At 75.3% G+C, this 10,341-nt stretch carries 10 protein-coding genes and 1 pseudogene; 7 read left to right on the plus strand and 4 right to left on the minus strand.

Annotated features, from left to right (window positions below; all coding sequences use genetic code 11):
- From KS423_RS27605 to KS423_RS47535, 4 genes are all read left to right on the plus strand, one after another.
- On the plus strand, positions 1-1,041 hold a 1,041-nt coding region (locus KS423_RS27605; RefSeq protein ID WP_224282488.1), incomplete at its 5' end, for an alpha/beta hydrolase.
- Between the two features lie 26 nt (positions 1,042-1,067).
- Positions 1,068-2,324 (plus strand): acyltransferase, encoded by a 1,257-nt coding sequence (locus KS423_RS27610; RefSeq protein WP_224282489.1) that lies wholly within the window; start codon positions 1,068-1,070, stop codon positions 2,322-2,324.
- A 159-nt stretch (positions 2,325-2,483) separates the two neighbouring features.
- Positions 2,484-2,819 carry an MmcQ/YjbR family DNA-binding protein gene (locus KS423_RS27615; RefSeq protein ID WP_224282490.1) on the plus strand — a complete coding sequence of 112 codons (336 nt, stop codon included), beginning with the start codon at positions 2,484-2,486 and terminating at the stop codon, positions 2,817-2,819.
- Between the two features lie 211 nt (positions 2,820-3,030).
- Entirely contained in the window at positions 3,031-4,245 is a 1,215-nt protein-coding gene (locus KS423_RS47535) for an alpha/beta hydrolase (RefSeq protein WP_308020255.1), read from the plus strand.
- Positions 4,246-4,267: 22 nt separating this feature from the next.
- On the opposite strand, the gene KS423_RS27630 is transcribed toward KS423_RS47535, so the two are convergent.
- Positions 4,268-5,260 (minus strand): YafY family protein, encoded by a 993-nt coding sequence (locus KS423_RS27630; RefSeq protein WP_224282491.1) that lies wholly within the window; start codon positions 5,258-5,260, stop codon positions 4,268-4,270.
- A 101-nt stretch (positions 5,261-5,361) separates the two neighbouring features.
- On the opposite strand from KS423_RS27630, the gene KS423_RS27635 reads away from it, so the two are divergent.
- On the plus strand, positions 5,362-5,940 hold the full coding sequence (locus KS423_RS27635) for a TIGR03086 family metal-binding protein (RefSeq protein WP_224282492.1): 579 nt from the start codon (positions 5,362-5,364) through the stop codon (positions 5,938-5,940).
- Between the two features lie 58 nt (positions 5,941-5,998).
- Here the strand turns inward: KS423_RS27635 and KS423_RS27640 are convergent, their stop codons facing one another.
- Together KS423_RS27640 and KS423_RS27645 are read right to left on the minus strand one after the other, a co-directional pair.
- Positions 5,999-7,012 carry an aldo/keto reductase gene (locus KS423_RS27640; protein WP_224282493.1) on the minus strand — a complete coding sequence of 338 codons (1,014 nt, stop codon included), beginning with the start codon at positions 7,010-7,012 and terminating at the stop codon, positions 5,999-6,001.
- A complete protein-coding gene (locus KS423_RS27645; RefSeq protein ID WP_224282494.1) occupies positions 7,009-7,512 on the minus strand; it encodes a MerR family transcriptional regulator in 504 nt (167 codons plus the stop codon). The genes KS423_RS27640 and KS423_RS27645 overlap by 4 nt, the downstream gene beginning before the upstream one ends.
- Before the next feature lie 131 nt (positions 7,513-7,643).
- Here KS423_RS27645 and KS423_RS27650 point away from each other — a divergent pair, with 131 nt between their 5' ends.
- Entirely contained in the window at positions 7,644-8,477 is an 834-nt protein-coding gene (locus KS423_RS27650) for a serine hydrolase (RefSeq protein ID WP_224282495.1), read from the plus strand.
- Here KS423_RS27650 and KS423_RS27655 read toward each other — a convergent pair.
- The gene (locus tag KS423_RS27655) at positions 8,474-9,250 is read right to left on the minus strand and encodes a pirin family protein (RefSeq protein ID WP_224282496.1); all 777 of its coding nucleotides are present in this window, start codon (positions 9,248-9,250) and stop codon (positions 8,474-8,476) included. The genes KS423_RS27650 and KS423_RS27655 overlap by 4 nt on opposite strands.
- 224 nt (positions 9,251-9,474) lie before the next feature.
- On the opposite strand from KS423_RS27655, the pseudogene KS423_RS27660 reads away from it, so the two are divergent.
- Positions 9,475-10,341 (plus strand): annotated as a pseudogene (locus KS423_RS27660) (PucR family transcriptional regulator); the annotation flags it as partial.

A 10,341-nucleotide genomic window follows, 5' to 3' on the forward strand; every position in this document is an offset into this window, starting at 1 on the left:
GACACCCAGACCGCCGTCACCGGCCCGCCGCCCGGCAGCGCCGCCTGGACCGCCGACACCGCACTCGGCCTCCACCCGCCCGACCCGGCCACCAGCACGCCCGGCCAGATCGCCGCCTTCTTCGCCGGGCTGAGCCCCGCCCAGCAGGACGCCCTGGCCGCCCGGCACCCGCTGGTGGTCGGCAACCTGGACGGCGCGCCCGTCGAACTCCGGTACCGGGCCAACGCCCTGGCCCTCGCCGCCGAGCGCGGCCACGAACTCACCCGGGCCGCCGACCCCGCCCTCACCCCCCAGGACCACGAGGCCGCCCGCACCCGCGCCGAGCGCTACCGCACCCTGCTGGACGGCGGCCGGCGGATCCTCGCCTTCGACCCGCGCGGCCGCGGCCAGGTCGCCGAGGTGTACGGCGACCTCGCCACCGCCCGCCGCACCGCCGTGATCGTCCCCGGTTCGGACATCGACCTGCTCCGCTTCGACCGCACGGGCAACCCGTACGGCACCCCCGCCGGCATGGCCCGCGCACTCCTGGACGCCACCGACCGGCAGACCGCCGTGATCGCCTGGGCCGGCTACACCACCCCGCTCGGCCTCGGCCCGGACGCCGCCACCGAGGACCTCGCCCGGGCCGGCGCACCCCGCCTCACCCGGCTGCTCGACGGACTCGCCGTCACCACCCGTCCGCAGGCCCCGCCCACCGTGTTCTGCCACAGCTACGGCTCGGTGGTCTGCGGCCTGGCCCGCCCCACCCCCGCACAGGCCTCCGGCGTGGTGGTGCTCGGCTCGCCCGGCATGGGCATCGACTCGGCAGCCGACCTCGGCCCGGGCGTCCCGCTCTGGGCCACCGCCCGCAACGGCTCCGACTGGATCGGCAACGTGCCCGACGTCCGGCTGTTCGGCCTCGGCCACGGCGCCGACCCGACCGCCCCCGGCTTCGGCGCCCGCCCACTGCCCGCCACCGGATCCCACGGCCACGACGGCTACTTCGCCCCCGGCACCGCCTCCCTCGCCGCCTACGCCGCCGTCGCGCTCGGCCGCGCCTGACCGCCCGCACCGGAAGGAGCACCACCATGGCCAGCACCCTCACCACCCCCCGCACCCCCCGGCCCCTCACCGCCCTGCGCCGCGCCGCCGCGCAGGTCGACGCGAGGACCCCGGCCGACCGCGACCGCGCCCTGGACGGGCTGCGCGCCCTCGCCCTGCTCGCCGTGCCGGTCGGCCACTGGATGCTCGGCGGCCTCACCCGCTCCCCCGACGGCGCCCTGCACAACGCCAGCCCGCTCTCCACGCTCGGCTTCTTCGCCCCACTCAGCTGGGTGCTCCAGATGCTCGGGGTGTTCTTCCTGGTCGGCGGCCACTCCTCGGTCCGTTCGCTGGAGCGGGCCCGGGCCAGGGGCGTCACGTACGGCGGCTGGCTGCGTGCCCGTACGGTCCGACTGCTGCGCCCGGTGCTCGGGGTGACGGCCGTCTGGGCGGCGCTGGTCCCGCTGCTGCCCGCGCTCGGCGTCCCCGCGGACACCCTGCGCACCGGCGCCACCCTGGTGGTGCAGCCGCTCTGGTACATCGGGGTCTACCTGGGGCTGACCGCGCTCACCCCGCTCTGCGTGGCGGCCGGGCGCCGGCTGGGCGGCTGGTCGGCGGGCCTGCTGGTGGCCTCGGTCGCCGCCGTCGACCTGCTGCGCTACGGGCCGTGGGCCGAGGCGGTGCCGTCCTGGGTCGCGCTGCTGAACATCCTGCCCGGCTGGCTGTTCGGCTACCAGCTGGGCGTGCTCTGGGCGCAGGGCCGGCTCGGCCGCCCGGCGGCCCGGGTGCTGCTGCTCGGCGGCGGCGCGCTGTTCGCCGCGCTGCTGCTGGTCTTCCACTACCCGGCCAGCATGGTCGGCGTGCCCGGGGCCGCGCGGACCAACTCGCACCCGCCGTCCCTGCTGGTGCTCGCCCTGGCGGCGTTCCAGTGCGGCGCCGCGGTGCTGCTGCGGGAGCGACTGGGCCGGCTGCTGACCCGCCGCCCGCTGCTCTGGCTGCCGGTCGTGGTGGTCAACCTGTCGGCGATGACGATCTTCTGCTGGCACCAGAGCGCGATGCTCGCGGTCGCGGTGCCGGGCGCGGCCGGCCTGGGCGCCGTCCCGGGGCTGACCACCGCGCCGGACTCGCTCGGCTGGGTGGCCGCCCGGCTGGCGCTGCTGCCGCTGTTCGGCGCCGTGCTGGTGGCGGTCGGCTGGTTCACCCGCCGGTTCGACGGCCCCTGGACGGCCCTGTCCCGAGGTGGCAAGGCGGTGGCGGGGGCGGCAGCGGCGCTGTTCGCGGCGTACGCGCTGGGCGTGGTGTGACGGTCCGTCGGAGGCGAGCCGCTCCGGGCGGCGCAGCACGGCACAGACGGCAGGGCGTGGACCGACCGGTCCACGCCCTGCGCCCGTCGCCACCCACCCCCGGTGCGCCGTGCCGCGCGCCGGGGGCACGTTGTCCGCGCCTTGCCCTACCCTGCCGCCATGGTGACGTTCGACGAGTTCCGCACGATGGCGATGGCCCTGCCGGAGGCCGCCCGGGAGCCGACCTGGGACATCGAGACGCTGCGGGTCCGCAGCCGGATCTTCGCGATGGGCGCGCCCGACGGGGACCGCGTCACCGTCAAGGCCTCCCCCGAGGACCAGGCCGAACTGCTCGCCGCCGAGCCCGAGGTGTTCTCCTCCGCCCCGTACGTCGGACGGCACGGCTGGGTGAGCGTCCGGCTGGACCTGGTGGACCGGGACGAGCTGCGCGACCTGGTCACCGAGGCCTGGCGGCGGACGGCACCGAAGCGCCTGGTCCGCGAGTTCGACGCCTGAGTACGGCCCGGCCGGACGGCCGCGCGGGCCACCGCCCGAACCACTGGGAGACGTCGCACGGACACCTCCGGTTCATGTGATCCATCCCACAGTTTAGGCGTTCCCGCCGTCCCTCCGGGCCCCCTAGGCTTGCGCAGGGAAGTCAGCAGAGCCATCGCACCCTCCGGGCACCGCCCGCGAAACGGTGACGGGCCCCAAGGGAGTTGGTGCGGTGCGCAACCGTCGACGCTGGAAGCGGGTACTGATCGGGGCCTTCGCCGGCTGCGCGGTGCTCGCCGACGCCGGAGCCTCCGCCGCCGCGGCCGCGGTCTCCTCCGAACAGCTCGCGATCTCCACGCCTCCGGCCGGCAGCGCCGCCTGGGTCCAGGACCACTCCTTCGGCCACTCCCTGCCCGACCCGGCCACCACCACCCCGGCCGCCGCCGCGGGGTTCTTCGCCTCGCTCGCGCCCACCGAGCTGGACCGGCTGATCCAGGAGTACCCGCTGGTCGTCGGCAACTACGACGGCGCCCCGCTGGACCTGCGCTACCGCGCCAACAGGATCGCCCTGGCCGCCGAGCGCGACCGGGCCCGGGCCCGCGCCGCCGACCGCGGACTGGACTCCGACACCCGCGCGCTGGCCGTCTCCCGTGCCAACGACGTCGAGCACCTGCTCGCCCCCGACCGGCAGATCCTGGCCTTCGACCCGCGCGGCCGCGGCCTGGTCACCGAGGTGTGGGGCGACCTCGCCGACGCCGAGCGGATCTCCGTGCTCGTCCCCGGCTCGGACGCCGACCTCGGCCACCACGACCAGACGGCCGACCCGCTGCGCTCCCCGGCCGGCATGGCCCGCGCCCTGTTCACGGAGGAGCGGCGCCAGGCGCCGAAGACCCGCACCGCCGTGATCTCCTGGACCGGCTACGTCACCCCCTCCGGCCTCGGCCCGGACGCCGCCACCGCCCGGCTCGCGGACGTCGCCGCGCCCCGGCTGGAGCGGCTGCTCGCCGGGCTCAAGGAGACCACCCGGCCGGACGCGCCGCCGTCGCTGCTCTGCCACTCGTACGGCTCGGTGGTCTGCGGCAACGCCGCCCCGGACATCCCCCGCGCGGCCGCCTCGCCGTCCGACACCTCCGGCATCACCGACCTGGTCGTGTTCGGCAGCCCGGGCATGGGCGTGCAGAGCACCACCGAGCTGGGCGCCGGCGTGCACGTCTGGGCCACCCGCAACCCCAGCGACTGGATCGGCAACGTGCCGTTCCTGGAGGTCGGCGGCCTCGGCCACGGCGCCGACCCGACCGCGAGCGGCTTCGGCTCCGAGCAGATCTCCTCGGCCCGCGCGGCCGGCCACAACGGCTACTTCACCGAGGGCACCGACAGCCTGCACAACTTCGCGGCGATCTCGCTCGGCCACTACCAGGACGTGGTCCGGGCCAACCCCGGCTCCTGAAGCCCGGGAGAACGCCCCCTGGCTAGGCCGGCTGGTCCTGGTACAGCCGCAGGGCGTCCGCGGCCGCCCGGGCCAGCTCGCGCCGGGCGGACGGCGGGGCCAGCACCTCGACGTCCGGGCCGAAGGCCAGCAGCAACCGGACGGCCGCCGGGGCGGGGAAGGCCATCGCCACCTCGGCCCACTCCTCGGCCGGCCCGGTGACCGGCTCCGGCGGCGGCGCGGTGACCCGGCCGCCGTGGATGCGCAGGAACATGTCCAGCCGTCCACGCCGGACCCGCACCCGCACCGGCACGTCCTTCGGCAACCGCTCGACCTGCTCGCGCAGCACCGCCCAGGCATCGCCGAGCCCGACCCCGGCCCGGCGCCGCACCGCCTCCTCGGTGGTGTCGGCGGCCAGCACGCGGTCGGCCCGGAACAGCCGCGGCTCGCCGTGCAGATCGGCCACCAGGTACCAGACCGCGGCCTTGCTCACCAGCCCGTACGGGTCGACGGTGTACTCCACCGGCGCGGGCGCGCCGCTGTGCCGGTAGCGCAGCCGCAGCCGCCGGTCCGCGAAGACGGCGTACTGCAGCTCCCCGAGGTCCGGTCCGATGGCGGGGCCGGCCGCGCCGGGGGTCTGCATCCAGCGGGCCGGGTCGACCAGGATCCGCTCGCTGATCCGCTCGGCGGCCGGCCGGTGCGGGGCGGGCAGGGCCGCCATCACCTTGCGCAGCGCCGAGCCGAGCGCACCGTCCAGCCCGAGGTCGCTGTGCGCGCCCTGGGCGGAGAGCACGAACAGCGCCCTGGCCTCGTCCGCGGTCAGGCCCGTGACGTCGGTGCGGTAGCCGGGCAGCAGGCCGATGCCGCCGTGCCGCCCGCGCTCGGTGAACACCGGCACCCCGGCGGCGGAGAGCGACTCGACGTCGCGGTAGATGGTGCGGACGGACACCTCCAGCCGCTCGGCGAGTTCGGTGGCGGGCACCCGGCCGCGGGTCTGGAGCAGCAGGAGGATCGAGAGCAGGCGGTCGGCCTTCATGTCCCAAGAATCCCAGTAATCCTGACGGTAGTTGTCAGGTTTTACTGGGAGATTGCGTTCCGAGCCCGAAAGACCACCCGACACCAGGGAGTTGAGCGCAGATGACCGCCGTCCAGGATGCCCGCCCGCAGTACCTGACCGCCCTCGACCAGCTGGAGAAGCTGTTCGCCACGATCACCCCGGCCGACCTCGACCGCCCCACCCCCTGCGCCGAGTTCACGCTGCGTCAGCTGTTGAACCACGTGGTCGGCGGCATCCACCGGTTCGCGTACATGGGCGAGGGCGGCCACGCCGAGGACGTCGTGGCCTCCATCGAGGACCCCTCGGACGAGGGCTGGCCGGCCGCGCTGGGTCGGGCCCGCACCCGGGTGGCCGCCGCCTGGGCGGACGACGCCAAGCTCGGCCGCCCGACCGTCGCCCCCTGGGGCGAGGTGCCCGGCGCGGTGGCGGTCGGCGGCTACCTGATGGAGCTGGTGACCCACTCCTGGGACATCGCCACCGGCCTCGGCAACGACTTCGCCCTGGACGACGACCTCGCGCGGACCGCGCTGGCCATCGCCGAGTTCGTGCTGCCGGCCGAGCAGCGGGTGCCGGGCGTCCCGTTCGCCGCCGTCCGGCCGGTCGCCGAGGACGCCGACGTGCACACCCGGCTGGCCGCCTGGACGGGCCGTACGGTCTGACCCCGTCACCGGCCCCGGGGGGAGCGTCCGCCGGCTCCCCCCGGGCCGCAGGTGCCCGCTACTCCCGCGCCGCCGAGGTGGAGCTCATGTCCGCGTAGCGGCTCCCCGCGACCCGGCCGGCCACCGGCTCCAGCAGCGCCAGCTCCTCGGCGGTCAGCCGCAGCGTCGCCGCCGCGGTGTTCTCGGCGAGCCGGCTGCGCTTGCGGGTGCCCGGGATCGGCACGACGGCCAGCCCGTGCACCTCGGCCTGCCGGTGCACCCAGGCCAGCGCGACCTGGGCGAGCGTCACGCCGCGAGCCGCCGCGATCTCCCGCAGCGGGTCGAGCAGTTCGGCGTTGGCGGCCGCGTTGTCGCCGGTGAAGCGCGGGTTGGTGCGGCGGTAGTCGTCCGCCGAGAGCTCCTTGGCGTCCTGGAAGGCGCCGGTCAGGAAGCCCCGCCCGAGCGGCGAGTACGGCACGAAGGCGACGCCCAGCTCCGCCGCGGCCGGCACCGCCGTGCGCTCGACGTCGCGGGCGAACACCGACCACTCGGACTGGAGCGCGGCGATCGGGTGGATCGCGTGGGCCTCGCGCAGCTCCGCGCCGGTCACCTCGGACAGGCCGAGGTGGCGCACCTTGCCGGCCTGCACCAGCTCGGCCATGGCGCCGACCGAGTCGGCCAGCGGCACGGCCGGGTCGCGGCGGTGCATGTAGTACAGGTCGATCTCGTCCACGCCGAGGCGGCGCAGCGAGGCGTCCACCGCGGTCCGGATGTACGCCGGGTCGTTGCTGATGCCGCGGACGGAGCCGTCCTCCTCGGAGCGCACGATGGCGAACTTGGTGGCGATCACCACCTTGTCCCGGTTGGCCCGGACGAAGGGGCCGATCAGCTCCTCGTTGTGGCCGGAGCCGTACATGTCGGCGGTGTCGAAGAGGGTGACGCCGGCTTCCAGCGCGGCGTCGAGGGTGGCGAGCGCCTCGTCGGTGTCGGTGGGGCCGTAGAACTCGCTCATGCCCATGCAGCCGAGGCCCTGGACGCCCACCAGCGGGCCGCCGGTGCCGAGTTCGACGGTGGGAAGGACGGTCTGAGTCATGCGCTCTGCTCTTCCTCTACACGGATGTTCTGGCATTGGACGGGGGCGCCGACGCCGTCGGCGGCCTTCCCGGCATAGAGATCGATCTTGTAGTCGAGGACGGCGAGGGTGGCCTGGAGGTCGGCGATCCGCTGCCGGACCTCCTCGCGCTGGGCCTCCAGGAGCTGCTGCCGCTCCCGGTAGGTCCGCTCGCCCTGGCGGGCCATGTCCACGTACTTGAGCATGTCCGCCACGGACATGCCGGTCAGCCGCAGTCGGCCCAGGAAGGCCAGCCGGTGCAGATCGGCGTCGCAGTAGCGGCGCCGGCCGCCCGCCGCCCGGTCGACCGGGTCCAGCAGACCGATCCGCTCGTACCAGCGCAGGGTGTGGTCGGTCAACCCGCTCGCCGCGGCGACCTCGCTGATGGTGTGCCTCGGCGTCCGGTCCGGATCGCCCGTCGGGCGGCTGAACACCTCCGAGCAACTGCGCAGGTCGATCTCGATGCGTGCGGGTGCGGCCATCGCTTGTCTCCCCTGTCCTGTGCGACGTGAACGACGCTACCGAGTTGGAGTGCACTCCAAGCAAGCCCGACATCCGGGTGGCCCCGCCACCACCTTTTCCGACGAATTTCCCGGCGACTAGAGTCGGGCTCATGGAGAGCTTGCGGATGATCGAGAACTGGCCGGTGCCCCACGCCGCGACGGCCGTGGTGCGGGCGGCGGACGGCGCGGTGCTGGGCGCGCACGGACCGCAGCAGCACCTGTTCCCGCTCGCCTCGGTGACCAAGCTGCTCACCTCCTACGCGGCGCTGGTCGCCGTCGAGGAGGGCGTGTTCGAGCTGGACGACCCGGCCGGACCGCCCGGGTCGACCGTCCGCCACCTGCTCGCGCACACCTCCGGCCTGGGCTTCGACGAGGACCGGGTGTTCGCCGAGCCCGGCAACCGCCGGCTCTACTCCAACGCGGGCTTCGACGCGCTGGCGCGGGCGCTGTCCGAGGCCGCCGGGATCGAGTTCTCCCGCTACGTCGCCGAGGCGGTGTTCGAACCGCTGGGCATGGCCGACACCCTGATCAACACCGCGCACAAGTCCCCGGCCGGCGCCGGCGGCCTGTCCACCGTCGCCGACCTCGCCCGGTTCGCCGCCGAGCTCCAGGCGCCCAAGCTGCTGGACCCGTCCACCGTCCGGCAGGCCACCCGCGAGGTCGCCTTCCCCGGCACCAGCGGCGTACTGCCCGGCTACGGCCATCGCCGCCCGAACGACTGGGGCCTCGGCTTCGAGATCCGCGACGGCAAGAGCCCGCACTGGACCGGCACCGCCAACTCCCCCGGAACCTTCGGGCACTTCGGCCAGTCCGGAACCTTCCTGTGGGTCGACCCGCAGGCCGGCGCGGCCTGCATCGCGCTCACCGACCGGGACTTCGGGCCGTGGGCGGTCGAGGCCTGGCCTGCCTTCTCGGACGCGGTGCTCGCAGAGCTGGGGCGCTAGCCGTACGAGACCGGCGAGTGCATCTCCCAGAGCAGGAGTTCGGCGCCGGTCTCGCCCGCCGCCGGGTCGGCGAAGGCCTCGCCGGTGATCCGGACGCTGTCGCCCGGAACCATCGAGCGGCCGCCGCCCTTGGGCCCCGGAACGGTCCGGTAGCCCAGCGAGCCGGCCGTCAGGTGCGCGTACCGCCAGGGCGCCTCGGGCAGCGGCGGCAGCGGCTGCCACGGCCCGGCGGTGGCCAGCCAGAGCGCGGCGTCGCTGCGGCGCAGCCGCAGGGCGTCCGTCCCGGCGTCGCGCTCCAGCCCGGAGGCGAGCAGCGTCAACCCGCCGTCCGCCGGTTCCACCTTGCGCAGGCCGTACGCGGGGGGCGCGTCGAACGCGTCCGGCTGGAGCCACATCTGGACGAAGCGCACCGGCCCGGTGGCGCCGCCGACATTGCGCTCGGTGTGGGTGACGCCGGAGCCGGCACTGAGGTGCTGGACCATCCCTGGGCGGACCACTCCGCTGTGGCCGTGCGAGTCCCGGTGGGCCAGCGCGCCCTCCAGCACCCAGGTGAGGATCTCGGTGTCCCGGTGCTTGTGCTCCTCGAACCCGGCGCCGGGAGCGAGGAGTTCCTCGTTGCACGCGAGCAGCGCGCCGAAGTGGGTGTTCTTCGGGTCGTAGTGGCCGGAGAAGGAGAACGCGTGCCTGGTCTCGACGCCCTCGGCCGGGGCGGAGCGGTAGCGCTCGGCGGTGCGGCGCAGGTCGGCACGGGGGCGGTCGGGAGCTTCGTTCACGCCCCCACCGTAGTGGCTGGGGCCCGGGGTGTGACTCTCGCCACCGCGGCGCTCCGCCGGGGGGTGTGCACGAGCAGTCACTCACGTGAGGCAGTCTTGTCCTTGTGCCAGCCGCTTCCGCAAACTCCCAGAGCGACCCCAGTCCCAGCCCCGCACCCGAACCCACCGGAAAGAGCCCGGCCGCGCGGCCGGGCCGTGACCGCCCCGGCCGCGCGGCACCCCGCCTGACCGCGCAGGAGCGCAGAAACGCCGCCGAGCGCGCCGAGCGCCGGGCGGCGACGCTCAAGCGGCTGGAGAAGTCCTCCGGCAAGCTGGCCACCGCCGCGATCTCCCGGATGGACGACCAGCTCGGCTGGTACCGGCGGATGCCGCCGGAGCACCGGTCCTGGATCGGACTGGTCGCCCAGGCGGGCATCGCCGCCTTCACCGAGTGGTACCGCCACCCGGACGCGGCCCAGGCGATCTCCACCGACGTCTTCGGCACCGCCCCGCGCGAGCTGACCAGGGCGATCACCCTGCGCCAGACCGTCGAACTGATCCGCACCACGATCGAGGTGATGGAGGAGGCCATCGAGGAGGTGGCCGCCCCCGGCGACGAGGCGGACATGCGTGAGTCGGTGCTGGTCTACGCCCGGGAGATCGCCTTCGCGACCGCCCAGGTGTACGCCCAGGCCGCCGAGGCGCGCGGTGCCTGGGACGCCCGGCTGGAGGCGCTGGTGGTCAACTCGCTGCTGTCCGGCGACGCCGACGAGGGCGTGCTCTCCCGCGCCGCGGCGCTCGGCTGGGGCCAGCCCAGCCAGGTCCGGGTGGTGATGGGCAGCGCGCCGGACGGCGACAGCGAGCTGGTGGTCGAGGCGATCCGGCGGGCCGCCCGGTACGCCAAGCTGAACGTGCTGACCGGGGTGCTGGGCAAGCGCCTGGTGGTCGTGGTCGGCGGTGAGAAGGAGCCGGTGCACGCGGCCCGGGCGCTGATCGGCCAGTTCGCACCCGGTCCGGTGGTGGTCGGCCCGACCGTGCCCGACCTGCTCTCCGCGACCCGCTCGGCCCACGCCGCCGCGGCCGGCCTGCGCGCCTGCGCCGCCTGGCCGGAC

Origin of the sequence: Streptomyces sp. LS1784 (assembly GCF_020103755.1) — a bacterium.
Classification (GTDB): domain Bacteria; phylum Actinomycetota; class Actinomycetes; order Streptomycetales; family Streptomycetaceae; genus Kitasatospora.

What these genes read in the sequence shown, in the direction of transcription:
- KS423_RS27635 (WP_224282492.1), top strand. Translation starts at nt 5,362, where the DNA reads ATGACCGCCGTCCAGGATGCCCGCCCGCAGTACCTGACCGCCCTCGAC.
- KS423_RS27640 (WP_224282493.1), bottom strand. Translation starts at nt 7,012, where the DNA reads ATGACTCAGACCGTCCTTCCCACCGTCGAACTCGGCACCGGCGGCCCG.
- KS423_RS27645 (WP_224282494.1), bottom strand. Translation starts at nt 7,512, where the DNA reads ATGGCCGCACCCGCACGCATCGAGATCGACCTGCGCAGTTGCTCGGAG.
- KS423_RS27650 (WP_224282495.1), top strand. Translation starts at nt 7,644, where the DNA reads ATGGAGAGCTTGCGGATGATCGAGAACTGGCCGGTGCCCCACGCCGCG.
- KS423_RS27610 (WP_224282489.1), top strand. Translation starts at nt 1,068, where the DNA reads ATGGCCAGCACCCTCACCACCCCCCGCACCCCCCGGCCCCTCACCGCC.
- KS423_RS27630 (WP_224282491.1), bottom strand. Translation starts at nt 5,260, where the DNA reads ATGAAGGCCGACCGCCTGCTCTCGATCCTCCTGCTGCTCCAGACCCGC.
- KS423_RS27615 (WP_224282490.1), top strand. Translation starts at nt 2,484, where the DNA reads ATGGTGACGTTCGACGAGTTCCGCACGATGGCGATGGCCCTGCCGGAG.